Origin of the sequence: Bacillus sp. FSL L8-0152 (assembly GCF_038006365.1) — a bacterium.
GTDB lineage: Bacteria > Bacillota > Bacilli > Bacillales > Bacillaceae_G > Bacillus_A > Bacillus_A cereus.
The window spans coordinates 4,547,776-4,565,242 of record NZ_JBBOVB010000001.1 but is presented as its reverse complement, the minus strand read 5'-3'; the positions used below and the strand labels follow the sequence as shown (position 1 = coordinate 4,565,242).

Sequence of the window (17,467 nt, the reverse complement as noted above, 5' to 3'; positions counted from 1 at the left end):
TTTTATTTTATATGAAATTATGCATTTATATTTATTTCGCAATTTGCGAAACATTATAATAGAAAGAGAGGCATAAAAGGGGGAAACAACTATGAATATAAAAGAGTTATTACAGATGTTGAAAGAAAAGAGAGTATTAATAGTAGCAAAAGAAATTGGGATAAGTCATAAGAAGTTATCGAAGGCACTGAAAGCAGCGGGTTACGAATATAACCGCGGTTTAGGTTGGCACTTTACGTCTAAAGGTGAACAACCTTTGGAGGCGGATATTAGAGAATTTATAGTAGATACTGATAATTTGCGATCGAAAACTCTAAACGATGGTTTAACGGAAAATGAAGTGAACGTGCTACGGGAGATAATTAGCGGATGGGATACGACTCAAAACACCGTTAATGCAATCTCGCACCAAAAGGAGAATGGTTCGAAATCTAGTGATTCTCAGAAGAATACAAGTCCGATTCATTCGTTGTATATGCGTATTAGAGAAGGTGGGGCGAAGGAAAAGGTTAGTAGGACGGTGAATCTCGACAAGGAGACATGTTCGAAATTAGGTACCTTCGAAGATGTGCATCGATTCAATCGTGATGATATTATAGAGGCGGCACTTCGTGAGTTCTTTGAGAAGTATACGGCGTAGTTGCTGAGAGAGGGCGTGGATTTTATTATCTACGTCTTTTTTTCGGCTATAAGTTCGGAAAGGTACGCCGAGAAACGTAATTTGAGGCTATTATCTTTTTTTTCGTGGGGATAGTATCATTTAAATGCGTCAGAATTGCGCATAGGAAAATCGGTAGAACAAAAGGCATTCAACATTGACGCAGAACTACTATGTAGCGTATAATATTAATTAATAAAAACGGTCAGTTGACCGCACAAATGAACGTTCAGCAAGCGATGAAAGAATCGTTTATATATCGTAGGTAATTGACGGGTCGGGAGTTCGAATCTCTCCTGGGACGCTAAAAAAACCTTGTTATCTTTTGATAACAAGGTTTTTTGTTTGTCTATAAATTGATGTATGTGCAAGAGGTTTAAAAATATTATAACGGGATATATGATAATGAGTATATGCAACAGATTAAAGTGCATTAAAAAGAGCGCTTAAAAACGCTCTTTGCTAGTCAGTTATATTATTTGTTTGTTCAGGCTCATCAAATGGTTTATGCACGTATTGAAAACCATATCCAGATTCTCTTAATTGTTTATTTACAATATTATCAAACTCTTTACCATTCTAGTACGATTGAGCAGCAGTTATCGGAACTTATCCCCGGCAGTGTGTTACAATTAATAGAAGCGGAAAACGAGAATCTCCAATTGACTGGACCTGTGATTGGTTAGAGGGTTTAAGAAGGTCGTATAAAAAAGGGAGATGGCGCAAAGATGGCGAGATCAAACGAGAATAATTTAACGGAGAAATTGGCAGAAGGTCACCGAAAATATGGTGACGGCAACTTTACAGTACAGAACATCGGTGATGAAACTAACCCGAATTGGACTGTTGTAAAAAATGTGAGGAAGGGATCGGCAGGCATTCGCGAAGGAGAAGATATATTAAGACTGCGATCAAAATATATAAAATAGTACGGAAATGGGCGGAGCGGGAGTTCGAATCTCTCCTGGGACGCTAAGAAAACCTTGTTATCTTTTGATAACAAGGTTTTTTGTGTATTTTAAATTAGTTGTTAATAAACTTGTCAAAGACAAAACCATAATCTTTCACATTATATTGTTTCTTCGTATCAACAAGCCAGTTAAAGGCAATCTCGTTCATTTCTTTAAATTGCTCTGCTAAGTTTACTTGTGCGTTTGAAATGCGGCTAAAGGCATTAGATGCCATATCTAAACTTTTATGTGCATATTGTAATGTAATATCGTTGTCGTATGAAATTTCTTCGATTTTAAGTAAAGCCTTATATAAATCTTTTAATTCTTCAATATGTTTTTTATGAACATCAATTGAGTAATGTTCATCGCCCATTTGAAACTTAATTTCTACATCTAAATCAATCGTTCCTGCAGTTTCAAGTGCTACGTTTTTAATTTGATATTTGCTATAACTAAAGCGGCGTAGTGTACGTTTTTTACTTGTTGCGCTTGTACCGTCTAAGTGAATTAACCCTTTGTTTGTGAAGCAATATTCATCTGATTTGGATTTAATTAGAAAGTAAATTTTCTCCCCATCTTCATGCATCACATAATCATCAGCATCGACCTTATCATAGTCTTTAGGTGTAATGACAGAACCTACATCGCTTAGTCCTAATACATCTGCCGCCATTTTTTTAAACATATATAATCCCCCTTGTAAATTAAATTCTTAATTGTACAAAAATATATTAACACGATTTTCACCAGTTGTTTTCTTCTAATACGAAAATATCTGAAAGTAAGTTAAGAAAAGTAACGAATAATTATTTTGATTCTAAATTATTTAGTAAATCTATTAGTTTAAGAGTCGATTCGTTCAAAAATAACTAAAAGAAAAAAGTTGATTTTACAAGTGATTATAGAGAAATTCCGTGAAAGCACCTCAAGCGATATGAGGTGTTTTTCAATCTCTTTTTGAAATCTTACAATTCTGTAAGGTAACTGTAAGGTAGTTCGATGGTAAGAAATTGCTAATCTTTTATAATGAAGATAACAACGATAAAACGAGGAGGAAGAAATGATGAAAGGATTAGTTGTAACGGGCTTAACGGTTGCTTTTGGATTTGTAGCGTATGAGAAATTAACGTATGTAGTTGATGTTGTGAAACATTTGATCGCTTAGAGAAAACAGCCATGAGAGGGAAAGGGAATGAGTGAATGAATGGAATGGTTATTTGGAATTATAGGTACTTGTAGTGTAGTGTTATTGTTCTTTGTCCCAAGTGGTATACTTAGTTCGACAACAAGTTTGTTCTTCTTAAGTTTGTTTGCTTGTACGATGCTTATTATTATGTTTTTAATGAAGCGAAGTAAACCAATCTTCTATTTTAGCATGATTGTTATGGCAATTATTGTTCTCCAAATTATTACCCTTGTAATATACCCCACAATTATAAAAGCTTTCCATTAATGATGAATCCTCTGCGCTTGTTGCTGGGGATTTTTATTTGTACAATTTTAATTTTTAGTAGAAATTTATTCGTATTGGAATGTAAAAATTAAATATTTTTATATTTCAAACAAATAGTTTAGGGATGTTGTGTTCTCATTACGCATTTGATATATTTACTTTGAACATAATTAAAATCAAGAAAAAGAGGCGGACGTATGGATAAAAAAGAAAATACGGTCGTATTGTTTCCACAACTATCAGAGCGCTATATTGATGAAGGTTTTTTAGCGCTGAAAGAGCGGGAATTCGAAGATGCATTGCGTTGCTTTGAAATATTACGTCAGTATAATGCGGAAACGGAACAAACGGAATTAGCTTCAGTTATTTGTTTACTCGAATTAAAACGTATGGAAGAAGCGAAAGACAAATGTGAACAGTTGCTTAAAACAGGAGTTGTCTTATTTGGTGATATTCTTGAAACGTACGTAACTATTTTAGTTCAAACAAATGATTATGAAGGTGTTATTGAAACTGTTGAAAAGGTTTTACAAACGAAAGATATAATGCCTGATCAAAAGGAAAAATTAGCGCAGCTTGCTTTATTTGCAGAAGGTATGCTAAATGAGGGAGACGCATCGCTAGTGGATTCAAATTTTGAATTGGATGAGTTTACTAATGAAATTTTTGGAGAAAACTTTGGACAGAAGCTAAGAGCGATTCAGCGACTTTCGTTAAAAGACTTAGATCTTGCATTACCTGTTTTAAAGAAATTTTTAATAGACGAAGAGCAGCACCCCTATTTGAAAACTTCTATTTTGTATAAAATGATAGAAAGTCAGGTAGAAGAAGAAATAGAGGTAGAAAAGTTTGGAAATACGATTAAGGTGATTCCAGCATTTACAGGTCATAATGAGGAGCAATCCAATAACATTATACATAAATTATCAAGCCGATTAGAGCAAAATTATCCCGATATATTTGAAGCAATGGTTACATATTGGAAAGCGTTGCAAATTAGCGTTTTCCCATTCGCTCTATTAATGGATAAAGAAGAGATTTGGTCAGCTGTTTTAGAGAGAATTGGAAGAAAGCGTTTCGGATTGGCTATAGATGAAGAAGAGCTTATGGCAGCATATAATATCGAATTGGAAGAGTTTCATATTGCCTATCAATGGTTATTACGTGTTGAAAGAGAAGGATATTTGCCCGTATAATTATGAAAAAGAATCGTTCAGTTCTTGAAACGAGCATATTCTATGTTATAATGTAAGGGTTGCAAAAGGCAGAAATCTGCCTGTTTGTAAGAGAAGAGAAGTGTAATTCTCTTACTTAATATGTTTCATATTATTCTCGAACAAAATATACCGTAGTTGTCTTCTGGGCAATTAGTAGATTGGAACATTATATCTGAAAGCTTTTGCTAGAGGATTATTTGTGTATTTGTTATTTCAAAAAAGAGATAATGAAGATCTTAATCTATAGAGGTATGTGCATACATTATTATAGTTGGAGGGAAAGAATAAATGTCTACAAAATGGGAAAAATTAGAAGGTAACGTTGGCGTTTTAACAATCGAAGTTGATGCTAAAGAAGTAAACAACTCTATCGACGCTGCGTTCAAAAAAGTAGTAAAAACAATTAACGTACCAGGTTTCCGTAAAGGAAAAATGCCTCGTCCATTATTCGAACAACGCTTTGGTATTGAATCTTTATACCAAGATGCTTTAGATATCATTTTACCAAAAGCATACGGTGAAGCGATCGAAGAAGCTGGTATCTTCCCAGTTGATCATCCTGAAATCGACATCGAGAAGTTCGAAAAAAATGCTAACCTTATCTTCACTGCAAAAGTTACAGTGAAACCTGAAGTTAAATTAGGTGAGTACAAAGGTTTAGCAGTAGAAAAAGTTGAAACAACTGTAACTGACGAAGATGTAGAGAACGAATTAAAATCTTTACAAGAGCGTCAAGCTGAACTAGTTGTTAAAGAAGAAGGAACTGTTGAAAACGGTGATACAGCTGTAATCGACTTCGAAGGTTTCGTTGATGGCGAAGCATTTGAAGGCGGAAAAGGCGAAAACTACTCTCTAGCAATCGGTTCTGGTACATTCATCCCAGGTTTCGAAGAGCAAGTAATCGGTCTTAAATCTGGTGAGTCTAAAGACGTTGAAGTATCATTCCCAGAAGAGTACCATGCTGCTGAATTAGCTGGCAAACCAGCAACATTCAAAGTAACAATTCACGAAATCAAAACAAAAGAACTTCCTGAGTTAAACGACGAGTTCGCTAAAGAAGCAGACGAAGCGGTTGCAACTCTTGATGAATTAAAAGCAAAACTTCGCACAAACTTAGAAGAAGGCAAAAAGCACGAAGCTGAGCACAAAGTACGTGACGAAGTAGTAGAATTAGCTGCTGCTAACGCTGAAATCGAAATTCCAGAAGCTATGATCAACACTGAGTTAGATCGTATGGTTCGTGAATTCGAGCAACGTTTAAGCCAACAAGGTATGAACCTTGAGCTTTACTACCAATTCACAGGTACTGACGCTGACAAATTAAAAGAGCAAATGAAAGAAGATGCACAAAAACGTGTAAGAATCAATCTTGTTCTTGAAGCTATCATTGAAGCTGAAAACATCGAAGTTACTGAAGAAGAAGTAACTGCAGAAGTTGAAAAAATGGCTGAAATGTACGGTATGCCAGTAGACGCTATCAAGCAAGCTCTTGGAAGCGTAGACGCTTTAGCTGAAGATCTTAAAGTGCGTAAAGCTGTAGACTTCTTAGTAGAAAACGCTGCATAATAAAATAACAAGGCACGATTTTAATCGTGCCTTGTTTTATAAATATAGAAATATATTTATAAAACTTTTCGATGGAGAAGGAAAAGTTCCTTTACAAGTCGAATATACATATTTCAAAAGTTTTAAAATTTTTTTATTTGTACATAACTAGTCATATTATTTGTATTTCTCGCCACGTAGTGACATAATATGTATTTACATACGATACATTTATCGTGTACATACGAAGGCAAGAGGTTAGCACTTTGTAAGGGGTGTGAAAATATGTTTAAATTTAATGATGAAAAAGGGCAATTAAAATGTTCTTTCTGTGGTAAAACACAAACGCAAGTTCGAAAGTTAGTAGCAGGTCCAGGTGTTTACATTTGTGACGAGTGTATCGAACTTTGTACTGAAATTGTACAAGAGGAGCTTGCGAAGGACGAAGAAGTAGAATTCAAAGATGTACCGAAACCGGTAGAAATTCGTGAAATCTTAGATGAGTATGTCATCGGGCAAGATAGCGCGAAAAAAGCACTAGCGGTAGCGGTATATAACCATTACAAACGCATTAATTCTAACAGCAAAATTGATGATGTAGAATTAGCGAAGAGTAATATCGCACTTATCGGGCCAACAGGTAGTGGTAAAACATTACTTGCACAAACGTTAGCGCGTATTCTAAATGTTCCATTTGCAATCGCGGACGCAACATCTTTAACAGAAGCTGGATATGTTGGGGAAGATGTAGAAAATATCTTACTAAAATTAATTCAAGCAGCTGATTATGATGTAGAGAAAGCGGAAAAAGGAATCATTTATATTGATGAGATTGATAAAGTGGCACGTAAGTCCGAAAATCCATCAATTACACGTGATGTATCTGGTGAAGGTGTGCAGCAGGCACTTCTGAAAATTTTAGAAGGTACTGTAGCAAGCGTTCCACCTCAAGGTGGTCGTAAGCATCCGCACCAAGAGTTTATTCAAATTGATACAACGAACATCTTATTCATTTGTGGTGGAGCGTTTGATGGCATTGAGCCGATTATTAAACGTCGCCTTGGTGAGAAAGTAATTGGATTTGGTTCTGAGAAGAAAAATGCTGATGTAAATGAGAAGCATGTTTTATCTCACGTATTACCAGAGGATCTTTTAAGATTTGGTTTAATTCCAGAGTTTATCGGTCGTCTTCCAGTTATTGCGAACCTAGAGCCACTTGATGAAGATGCTCTTGTTGATATTTTAACGAAACCGAAAAATGCACTTGTTAAGCAATTCCAAAAACTATTGGAGCTTGACGATGTTGAGTTAGAGTTTGAAGAAGGTGCACTAATCGAAATTGCGAAAAAAGCAATTGAACGTAAAACGGGTGCTCGTGGACTTCGTTCTATTATTGAAGGCTTAATGCTTGATGTAATGTTCGAACTTCCATCTCGTAAAGATATCGAGAAGTGTATTCTTACAAAAGAAACGGTAGCTGATAATGAACCGCCAAAATTGGTGTTACAAGACGGTACTGTACTTGATACAAAAACATCTGCATAATGCGAAAGGGAAACAGCAATTTTTATAATTGCTGTTTTTCTTTATGTTTAGCTACGTTCCTCCGCGGAAATACTAAGAGATAAAATATTGCGGGAGGAAATAAATAATGAGCTGGACAAATATATTTTTAGTTGTTCAACTTGTTTTTGGTGTAATTGTCGGATTATATTTCTGGCATTTACTTCGAAATCAACGAACACAAAAAGTTTCAATTGATCGAGAATCGAAAAAAGAATTAGAACAGCTTCGTAAAATGCGTGAGATTTCTTTAACAGAGCCGCTAGCAGAAAAGGTGCGTCCTACAACCTTTTTAGATATTGTAGGGCAAGAGGACGGGATTAAGTCCTTAAAAGCGGCTCTTTGTGGTCCGAATCCGCAACATGTAATCATATATGGCCCGCCAGGTGTTGGGAAAACAGCGGCAGCACGTCTTGTATTAGAAGAAGCGAAACGAAATCCTAAATCTCCATTTCGTACGAATGCAACATTTATTGAACTTGATGCGACGACAGCTCGGTTTGATGAACGTGGTATCGCAGACCCTTTAATTGGTTCGGTGCATGATCCGATTTATCAAGGTGCTGGGGCGATGGGGCAAGCAGGTATTCCGCAACCGAAAAAAGGTGCTGTAACAGATGCGCATGGTGGTATTTTGTTTATTGATGAGATTGGCGAACTCCATCCGATTCAAATGAACAAAATGTTAAAGGTGTTAGAAGATCGAAAAGTATTTTTAGAAAGTGCGTACTATAGTGAAGAAAATACGATGATCCCAACATATATACATGATATTTTCCAAAAAGGCTTACCGGCAGATTTTCGCTTAGTTGGAGCAACGACACGTTCGCCAGAGGAAATTCCTCCTGCTATTCGGTCACGTTGCTTAGAAGTATTTTTCCGTGAATTAGATACGGAAGAGATTCAAAAAGTAGCGAAAAACGCCGCGGAAAAAGTGGAAATGCAAATAGGTGAAAATGGTATTGAAATGATTGGGATGTATGCAAGAAATGGACGAGAGGCGATTAATCTCGTACAAATTTCTGCTGGTATGGCGATAAATGAAGAACGTTCTTTCATTAAAGATGAAGATATAGAGTGGGTTGTTCACTCAAGTCAGCTTACGCCGAAATACGAAAAGCACATTTATCCGATTCCAAGGATTGGTCTTGTAAATGGTCTTGCTGTATACGGACCAAATACAGGAGCGTTATTAGAAATTGAAGTAACAGCAATTCCGGCGAAAGATAAAGGATCGGTAAATGTTACCGGAATTGTAGAAGAAGAAAGTATTGGTAGTCAAACGAAATCGATTCGCCGTAAAAGTATGGCAAAAGGCTCTGTTGATAATGTATTAACAGTACTTCGTTCTTTAGATGTGTTGCCAGAAGGATACGATATACATATTAATTTTCCAGGTGGTATCCCAATTGATGGACCTTCTGCAGGAATCGCTATGGCAACAGGTGTATATTCTGCGGTGCATCGCACATATGTAAATAATGAAGTAGCGATGACAGGTGAAATAAGTATACACGGAGAAGTAAAGCCTATTGGTGGCGTGTACGCAAAAATAAAAGCTGCGAAAAAAGCGGGAGCTAAGAAAGTCATTATTCCTGCTGAAAATATGCAACCATTTTTGTATACGATAAAGGGAATCGAAATTATTCCTGTCCGTAAATTAAAAGAAGTATTTGAGTTAACGTTTATGCAAGAAAATATGCATAGAGAGCTAGATGTACATACTAACGTAGACGAAACAGATGCACAATCTATGTAAAAATAAACAATAATAAAATTTGCCAGACTTCGTTTAAGTTTGTATGCTTAATCGGAGTCTTTTTTCTTTTCGTGAGGTAGAAAAACAAGCTATTTACAATTGCGAGGAATCTCAGCAATTGCATCTAGGTGTATTGTAATATAAAATAGTTGAACAGGAGTTTAATTTATTATGGAGGTGCTATGTCTAGTATGAATACGAACGAAAGAATCGTGCCCCTCCTACCATTAAGAGGCGTTCTCGTATATCCAACGATGGTTTTGCATCTTGATGTAGGACGTGATAAATCGATACAAGCACTAGAGCAGGCGGCAATGGATGAAAATATCATCTTTTTAGCAATGCAAAAAGAAATGAATATCGATGATCCGAAAGAAGATGACATATATAGTGTAGGTACAGTGGCGAAAGTAAAGCAAATGCTAAAATTGCCGAACGGTACGCTTCGTGTCCTTGTGGAAGGTTTACATAGAGCAGAAGTAATAGAGTTTATCGAAGAAGAAAATGTAGTACAAGTGTCTATTAAAACGGTAACTGAAGAAGTAGAAGATGATTTAGAAGAGAAAGCTCTTATGCGTACGTTACTGGAGCATTTCGAACAATATATTAAAGTTTCGAAAAAAGTTTCAAATGAAACATTTGCAACGGTAGCTGATGTAGAGGAACCAGGGAGATTAGCTGATTTAATTGCTTCTCACTTGCCGATTAAAACGAAGCAGAAACAAGAGATTCTAGAGATTGTATCTGTAAAAGAACGATTACATACACTTATTTCAATTATTCAAGATGAACAAGAGTTACTTAGCCTAGAAAAGAAAATTGGGCAACAAGTGAAACGTTCAATGGAGCGCACGCAAAAAGAATATTTCTTACGTGAGCAAATGAAGGCGATTCAAACTGAACTTGGCGACAAAGAAGGTAAGGGCGGAGAAGTAGAAGAACTTCGTGAAAAAATTGAACAGTCAGGAATGCCTGAAGAAACAATGAAGGCTGCGCTGAAAGAATTAGATCGTTATGAAAAGTTACCAGCAAGTTCTGCGGAGAGTGGTGTTATTCGCAATTATATTGATTGGTTATTAGCGCTTCCGTGGACAGAGGCAACAGAAGATATAATTGATCTTGCTCATTCGGAAGAGATTTTAAATAACGATCATTACGGTCTTGAAAAAGTGAAAGAGCGTGTACTTGAATATTTAGCTGTACAGAAGTTAACGAATTCATTAAAAGGACCTATCCTTTGTTTAGTAGGCCCTCCTGGGGTCGGAAAAACTTCGTTAGCGCGTTCAATTGCAACATCATTGAATCGTAACTTTGTCCGTGTATCTCTTGGTGGTGTGCGTGATGAATCTGAAATTCGTGGTCACCGCCGTACATATGTTGGAGCAATGCCAGGACGCATTATTCAAGGTATGAAAAAGGCGAAAACAGTTAATCCAGTCTTCTTATTAGATGAGATTGATAAAATGTCTAACGATTTCCGTGGAGATCCATCAGCAGCATTACTTGAAGTATTAGATCCAGAACAAAACCATAACTTCAGTGATCATTACATTGAAGAACCATATGATCTATCGAAAGTTATGTTTGTAGCAACTGCTAATACACTTTCAAGTATTCCAGGTCCGTTACTTGACCGTATGGAAATCATTTCGATTGCTGGCTATACAGAACTTGAAAAAGTACACATTGCTCGTGAGCATTTATTGCCGAAACAATTAAAAGAGCATGGCTTACGAAAAGGTAATTTACAAGTACGTGATGAAGCGCTTCTTGAAATTATTCGTTATTATACACGTGAGGCTGGTGTTCGTACGCTAGAACGCCAAATTGCAAAAGTTTGCCGTAAAGTAGCGAAAATTATCGTTACAGCAGAACGTAAACGTATCGTTGTGACAGAGAAAAAGATTGTTGATTTACTTGGTAAACACATATTCCGTTATGGGCAAGCTGAAAAAACAGACCAAGTTGGTATGGCAACAGGTCTAGCTTACACAGCAGCAGGCGGCGATACACTTGCAATTGAAGTTTCTGTAGCGCCAGGAAAAGGGAAACTAATTTTAACAGGGAAACTTGGGGATGTTATGAAAGAATCCGCACAAGCTGCGTTTAGTTATATACGTTCTCGTGCAGAAGAGCTTCAGATTGATCCGAATTTCCATGAGAAAAATGATATTCATATTCATGTTCCAGAAGGAGCAGTTCCGAAAGATGGACCGTCAGCAGGTATTACGATGGCAACGGCACTTATTTCTGCACTAACAGGTATTCCTGTAAGTAAAGAAGTAGGTATGACAGGTGAAATTACACTTCGTGGTCGTGTATTACCAATTGGTGGCTTAAAAGAAAAAACATTAAGTGCTCACCGCGCAGGCTTAACAAAAATTATTTTGCCAGCAGAAAACGAGAAAGATTTAGATGATATTCCAGAGAGCGTAAAAGAAAACCTTACGTTTGTGCTTGCATCTCATTTAGATGAAGTATTGGAGCACGCATTAGTAGGAGTGAAACAATGAAAGTAACAAAAGCAGATATTGTAATTAGTGCTGTTAAACCAGAACAATATCCAGACAGTGATTTACCAGAAATTGCATTAGCAGGTCGTTCAAATGTCGGGAAGTCTTCCTTTATTAATAAAATTTTAAATCGTAAAAAGTTAGTGCGTATTTCTTCTAAACCAGGAAAAACGCAAACGCTGAACTTTTTCTTGATCAATGAGATGATGCATTTTGTTGACGTTCCAGGTTATGGATATGCGAAAGTGTCTAAATCGGAGCGCGCGGCATGGGGGAAAATGATTGAAACGTACTTTACAACGCGTAAGCAATTAGACGCAGCTGTATTAGTAGTTGATTTACGTCACCAACCGACAAGTGATGACGTGATGATGTATGATTTCTTAAAGCATTATGAAATCCCAACAATTATTATTGCGACGAAAGCTGATAAAATCCCGAAAGGGAAATGGCAAAAGCATTTAAAAGTTGTAAAAGAAACGCTTGCTGTTGAAATTGGCGATGAAATCGTTCTATTCTCTTCTGAAACAGGACTTGGAAAAGAAGAAGCGTGGAAGGCAATTCATAAAATGACAAAAACAAAAAACGCGTGACGAATGTCGCGCGTTTTTTTCTTTATATAAGCTGTTAACGTACGTTTAATGTAACTTCAATATTACCTCGTGTTGCTTTAGAGTAAGGACATACACCGTGAGCCGCTTCTACAAGTTCTTGTGCTTCGCTATGTGAAACGCCAGCGACATGTACATCAAGCACGGCAGATAGGCCAAAACCACCATCTGTATCTTTTCCGATAGAAACGTGAGCGGTTACTTCTGTACTTTCTACTTTCATACGTTTTGTACGAATGACAAGTTGTAATGCACTATCGAAACAAGCTGCATAACCAGCTGCAAATAGTTGTTCTGGATTTGTTGCTTCTCCACCTGCACCACCTAGTGCTTTCGGCATTTTCACATCAAGATTTAATATGCCATCATCTGAAACTACTTTCCCATTTCTTCCACCTGTTGCTGTTACTGAAGCAGTATATAATTTATCCATATTTATTCCCCTTTTCCATCATTAATTGTTTTCATTGTTTCAATTAGTTTATTTAGTTGAATTAATAAAGAGCGATATTCTTGCTCTGTAATTCCTAAGTTTGTAGCCATTGTTGTCGGTAATGAACAAGCCTTTTCCTTTAAATTTTTACCTTGTTCTGTTAATTCAATACAAACTTTTCGCTCGTCTTCTTTGGAACGAACACGTTTTACAAGTGTTAATGATTCCATTCGTTTTAACATAGGTGTTAACGTACCGGAATCTAAAAATAGACGTTCTCCAATTTCTTTTACTGTTAGTCCATCTTGCTCCCATAGTACGAGTAAAGTAATGTACTGGGGATACGTAATACCCATCTCTTCTAAATAAGGTCGATAAAAACGAGTAACCTCTCTAGAACAGGCATAAATAGAAAAACAAAGTTGGTTATCTAGATGCAAAGAGTCCTCTGTCATACATAACTCCCTTCTTATTAAGTTGTGCACAATTTAATTTTGTAAAATCAATATAACGAAAAAGAAATAAAATGTCAAATACATTGTATTGAGAAAGTGTTTGCTACATTTTGGAACAATCATACATATTTTCCTTCATGATGAAAGAAGATAGGAAAGATGATGTTATAATTTATATGGAATAGTTTCCATCACTTGATTATGAGGACTTTTTTTGGTAACGTACAAATAGAGTTATTAATTTATAATCATTATAAAGTAGAAGTTTTTTTATTAGTTTGCTGAATCTCCTTTATTACATACGGAGAATAATTAAAAAATAATCGGTTGTTCACACGATTGTCAGATTCATAAGAGGAAAGTTGTATTATGATAGTAGATAAAGTGATAAAACGGGTGAAGGGGGACATGCTGCGTGCATATTCTTGTTGTTAGTGTAAATTATCGAACAGCCCCTGTAGAATTTCGTGAGAAACTCACATTTCAGGCAGCAGAGCTAGAGCGAGCGATGACTACATTACAAAATCAAAAGAGCGTGTTAGAGAATGTCATTGTATCAACTTGTAATCGCACTGAGATTTATGCTGTTGTCGATCAATTACACACGGGACGGTATTATATTAAGAAATTTTTAGCTGATTGGTTTCAGCTTGAAATAGAAGAAGTCGCACCATATTTAACTATTTTTGAACAAGATGGTGCAATAGACCATTTATTCCGCGTAACGTGCGGTTTAGATTCTATGGTAGTGGGAGAAACACAGATTTTAGGCCAAATAAAAGATAGCTTTTTAGAAGCACAACAAGTTAAAGCAACAGGCACAATTTTTAATGAATTGTTTAAGCAAGTCATTACATTAGCAAAACGTGCCCACTCAGAAACAACAATTGGTGAAAGTGCGATGTCTGTTAGTTATGCTGCTGTTGAGCTTGGAAAGAAAATATTTGGCGAGTTAACGGATTGTCACGTGCTTATTCTTGGTGCTGGTAAAATGGGCGAACTTGCATTGCAAAACTTATATGGAAGTGGTGCTCGTAAAGTAACAGTTATGAATAGGACGCTTTCGAAAGCAGAAGTAATGGCTGAGAAATATATGGGACATGCAAAATCATTAAGCGAATTACAATGTGCATTATTAGAAGCAGATATTTTAATTAGTTCAACTGGTGCATCTGAGTATGTCATTACGAAAGAGATGATGACAAAGGTGGAGAAAATGCGCTCTGGTCGTCCTTTGTTTATGGTTGACATTGCAGTGCCACGTGATATTGATCCAGCGATTGATGAGCTAGAAGGTTCTTTCTTGTATGACATTGATGATCTGCAAGGAGTGGTGGAGGCAAACCGTGCTGAGCGTTTGAAAGAAGCAGAGAAAATTCAATTTATGATTGAAGAGGAAATTGTTCTATTTAAAACGTGGTTAAGTACACTTGGTGTTGTTCCATTAATATCAGCTCTTCGTGATAAGGCACTTGCAATCCAAAGTGAAACGATGGTAAGCCTAGAGCGAAAAATACCAAACCTTAGTGATCGTGAGAAAAAAGTTATTAGTAAGCATACGAAAAGTATTATTAATCAATTATTAAAAGACCCAATTTTAGTAGCAAAAGAAATAGCTGCTGAAGAGGGAGCGAGCGAAAAACTAGCGTTATTTGCAAAGATTTTTGATTTAGAAACGGAAGAAGTAGAGAGTCGTGCGGAAGAAGTAGAACATAAAAGAGTGTGGACACCATCCGTTCCATCTTTATAATTTGGAAGGATGATCGGATGAGTTTTTTAAATAACAGTATTATTTATCATATTGCAATTATTTTATATGCTTGTAGCATTAGTTTATATTTTATAGATTATTTCCAAAGTAACCGAAAGGCGAACCGATTTGCTTTTTGGTTACTTTCGATTGTATGGGTATTGCAGTCTATTTTTATGTTGCTTAGGGCGACAGATTCAGAAACGAATCCCATTTTAACTTTATTATCAGGGATTTATTTTTATGTTTGGTTATTGATTACGATGTCGTTAGTCATAAATCGATTTATGCGCGTTGACTTTTTAGTCTTCTTTACAAATGTTGTTGCATTTGGCGTAAGCGCTTTTTCTATTTTTACACCGCTCGGAAAGATGTCGCCAGTACTTGCAGAGCAATTAGTTTCAGAACTTGTATACGTGCATGTTGGAATGGCGATTATTTCTTATGCAACGTTTACGGTATCGTTTATTTTTTCTATTATGTATTTACTGCAATATCGCCTATTAAAAAAGAAAAAGTGGAATGCGAGATTAAGAAGGTTAGGGAATTTACCGAAGCTTGAATCTACGTCTTACGAATTAAATTTATTTTCTGTTCCATTTTTCTTATTAGCAATTTTATTGGGGTGTATATGGGGATATACAAAATTGGACAATTTCCATTGGTATGATACGAAAGTAATCGGATCTTTTGTCGTTCTATTTGTGTATTGCACAGGTTTATATTTACGAGCGGCAGATGTGTTGCAAGGTAAGAAAATTGTACAGTGGAATATCGGATCGTTTCTCGTAATGCTAGTAAACATTTTTCTATTAAGCAGTTTATCCAATTTCCACTTTTGGTATTTATAATGAGGAGAGAGAATTATGCGCAAAATTATTGTAGGGTCACGAAAGAGTAAACTAGCATTAACGCAAACAAACTGGTTTATTGATCAGTTAAAAGCGCTAGGTCTACCATATGAATTTGAAGTGAAAGAAATTGTCACAAAAGGTGATGTTATTTTAGATGTTACTCTTTCAAAAGTAGGCGGAAAAGGCTTGTTCGTTAAAGAAATTGAGCATGCGTTACTTACGAAAGAAATCGATATGGCTGTACATAGTATGAAAGATATGCCGGCCGTACTTCCAGAAGGTTTAATGATTGGCTGTATACCAAAGCGTGTTGACCCTCGGGATGCTTTTATCTCAAAAAATGGAGCATCGTTTAAAGAGTTAGCGGAAGGTGCTATTTTAGGTACGAGTAGTTTAAGACGTAGTGCACAGCTACTCGCTGCGAGACCAGATTTACAAGTGAAGTGGATTCGCGGGAATATCGATACACGTTTACGTAAATTAAAAGAAGAAGATTACGATGCGATTATTTTAGCGACAGCTGGATTACAAAGAATGGGCTGGGATGATGAAGTTATTACAGAACATTTAGATGAAACGTTATGTGTACCTGCTGTAGGACAAGGTGCATTAGCGATTGAATGTCGTGAGGATGATAAGGATTTATTGCAATTGTTAGCGCATATTAATGATGCGATAACAGAAAGAACAGTGGCAGCGGAGCGAGTATTTCTTCATAAACTTGAAGGTGGATGCCAAGTTCCAATCGCTGGATATGCAACCCTTACAGAAAACGATGCAATCGAATTAACAGCTCTTGTCGGCTCTATGGATGGCTCTGTTTTATTAAAAGAGACAGTAGTGGGTACTAATCCTGAAGAATTAGGATTAGAGGCCGCGGACCGTTTAATTAAACAAGGCGCCAAAGAACTCATTCTTGCTGCAAATAAGGAGCAACAATAAATATGAACGCTCTCGCTGGAAAAACGGTATTGATTACACGTGCCCAGCATCAAGCGAAACAAATGAGTGTAGCAGTGAAAGAAAAGAGCGGAATTCCATTGGAAATTCCGCTTTTGCGTATGGAAGGTATGTCTCATAGGCAAATTCAACATATTGAAGAGCAGCTACATTCATACGACTGGGTTATTTTTACGAGCAGAAATGGTGTAGCTTTTTTTCTAGATAGTTTAAAAAAGAAACTACCACTAACCATTAAAATCGCTGCGGTAGGTGTGAAAACAAAATTAGAGTTAGAAAAAAGGGGCTATCAAGTTCATTTTGTTCCGACTTCATTTGTTGCAGAAGCATTTGCCGAAGAGCTTCTAAAAGAATTAAATGGAAACGAACGTATTTTATTTCCAAAAGGCAATTTAGCAAGAGATGTAATACCAGTTAAACTGCGTGAAATTGGTGTTTCTCTAGATGAGTTGATCGTATACGGTACGAAAGTGAATGTAGAAAAAAAGCAAGAGCTTATAGCAGCGTTGAAGTTAGGAGAAGTAGACATTATTACATTTACGAGTCCTTCAACTGTTACTAGTTTTGTTCGTTTACTTGAGGGTGCAAACTGGAGAGTATGGACAAAAAAATGTACAATTGCTTGTATAGGACCTATTACGGAAAAAGAGGCAAGTCGTTATTTTCCGTCTGTTATTGTGCCGAAAGAGTACACTGTAGAAGCATTACTACAATGTGTTTGTGAATCTATAAAATGAAAGAAT

Annotated in this window: 16 protein-coding genes; 13 read left to right on the top strand and 3 right to left on the bottom strand. The window is 36.4% G+C overall.

The window, feature by feature from the left end:
* The first annotated feature begins 91 nt into the window (after positions 1-91).
* Positions 92-640 carry a CopG family transcriptional regulator gene (locus tag MHH27_RS22995; protein ID WP_340944144.1) on the top strand — a complete coding sequence of 183 codons (549 nt, stop codon included), beginning with the start codon at positions 92-94 and terminating at the stop codon, positions 638-640.
* 746 nt (positions 641-1,386) lie between these two features.
* Positions 1,387-1,587 (top strand): cytoplasmic protein, encoded by a 201-nt coding sequence (locus MHH27_RS22990; RefSeq protein ID WP_088021607.1) that lies wholly within the window; start codon positions 1,387-1,389, stop codon positions 1,585-1,587.
* Between the two features lie 94 nt (positions 1,588-1,681).
* Here MHH27_RS22990 and MHH27_RS22985 read toward each other — a convergent pair whose 3' ends face one another.
* Positions 1,682-2,296 (bottom strand): PH domain-containing protein, encoded by a 615-nt coding sequence (locus MHH27_RS22985; RefSeq protein ID WP_000473868.1) that lies wholly within the window; start codon positions 2,294-2,296, stop codon positions 1,682-1,684.
* Positions 2,297-2,815: 519 nt separating this feature from the next.
* Between MHH27_RS22985 and MHH27_RS22980 the strand changes: the two genes are divergently transcribed.
* From MHH27_RS22980 to ysxC, 7 genes are all read left to right on the top strand, one after another.
* Positions 2,816-3,064: a hypothetical protein gene (locus MHH27_RS22980; protein WP_001983650.1), complete on the top strand. Its 249-nt coding sequence runs from the start codon at positions 2,816-2,818 to the stop codon at positions 3,062-3,064.
* A 197-nt stretch (positions 3,065-3,261) separates the two neighbouring features.
* On the top strand, positions 3,262-4,260 hold the full coding sequence (locus MHH27_RS22975; RefSeq protein ID WP_340944141.1) for a hypothetical protein: 999 nt from the start codon (positions 3,262-3,264) through the stop codon (positions 4,258-4,260).
* Positions 4,261-4,569: 309 nt separating this feature from the next.
* On the top strand, positions 4,570-5,847 hold the full coding sequence (gene tig, locus MHH27_RS22970) for a trigger factor (protein ID WP_000105215.1): 1,278 nt from the start codon (positions 4,570-4,572) through the stop codon (positions 5,845-5,847).
* 264 nt (positions 5,848-6,111) lie between these two features.
* A complete protein-coding gene (clpX, locus tag MHH27_RS22965) occupies positions 6,112-7,371 on the top strand; it encodes an ATP-dependent protease ATP-binding subunit ClpX (RefSeq protein WP_000472289.1) in 1,260 nt (419 codons plus the stop codon).
* Positions 7,372-7,477: 106 nt separating this feature from the next.
* The gene (gene lonB, locus MHH27_RS22960; protein ID WP_000119173.1) at positions 7,478-9,148 is read left to right on the top strand and encodes an ATP-dependent protease LonB; all 1,671 of its coding nucleotides are present in this window, start codon (positions 7,478-7,480) and stop codon (positions 9,146-9,148) included.
* Positions 9,149-9,330: 182 nt separating this feature from the next.
* Entirely contained in the window at positions 9,331-11,661 is a 2,331-nt protein-coding gene (gene lon / locus MHH27_RS22955) for an endopeptidase La (RefSeq protein WP_000097288.1), read from the top strand.
* Positions 11,658-12,254: a ribosome biogenesis GTP-binding protein YsxC gene (ysxC, locus tag MHH27_RS22950; RefSeq protein WP_000869118.1), complete on the top strand. Its 597-nt coding sequence runs from the start codon at positions 11,658-11,660 to the stop codon at positions 12,252-12,254. The genes lon and ysxC overlap by 4 nt, the downstream gene beginning before the upstream one ends.
* 34 nt (positions 12,255-12,288) lie before the next feature.
* Here the strand turns inward: ysxC and MHH27_RS22945 are convergent, their stop codons facing one another.
* Together MHH27_RS22945 and MHH27_RS22940 are read right to left on the bottom strand one after the other, a co-directional pair.
* Entirely contained in the window at positions 12,289-12,705 is a 417-nt protein-coding gene (locus MHH27_RS22945) for an organic hydroperoxide resistance protein (RefSeq protein ID WP_000359774.1), read from the bottom strand.
* A 2-nt stretch (positions 12,706-12,707) separates the two neighbouring features.
* On the bottom strand, positions 12,708-13,160 hold the full coding sequence (locus tag MHH27_RS22940) for a MarR family winged helix-turn-helix transcriptional regulator (protein ID WP_016080166.1): 453 nt from the start codon (positions 13,158-13,160) through the stop codon (positions 12,708-12,710).
* 415 nt (positions 13,161-13,575) lie between these two features.
* Between MHH27_RS22940 and hemA the strand changes: the two genes are divergently transcribed.
* The 4 genes from hemA to hemD are packed head-to-tail and all read left to right on the top strand — an operon-like array spanning position 13,576 to position 17,461.
* A complete protein-coding gene (gene hemA, locus MHH27_RS22935; protein WP_000547868.1) occupies positions 13,576-14,910 on the top strand; it encodes a glutamyl-tRNA reductase in 1,335 nt (444 codons plus the stop codon).
* A 17-nt stretch (positions 14,911-14,927) separates the two neighbouring features.
* Entirely contained in the window at positions 14,928-15,761 is an 834-nt protein-coding gene (locus MHH27_RS22930; protein ID WP_340944138.1) for a cytochrome c biogenesis protein, read from the top strand.
* A 15-nt stretch (positions 15,762-15,776) separates the two neighbouring features.
* Complete coding sequence (gene hemC / locus MHH27_RS22925; RefSeq protein ID WP_097925178.1) at positions 15,777-16,706, top strand: hydroxymethylbilane synthase; 930 nt, start codon at positions 15,777-15,779, stop codon at positions 16,704-16,706.
* Between the two features lie 2 nt (positions 16,707-16,708).
* A complete protein-coding gene (gene hemD, locus MHH27_RS22920) occupies positions 16,709-17,461 on the top strand; it encodes a uroporphyrinogen-III synthase (protein WP_340944136.1) in 753 nt (250 codons plus the stop codon).
* The last annotated feature ends 6 nt before the right edge of the window (positions 17,462-17,467 follow it).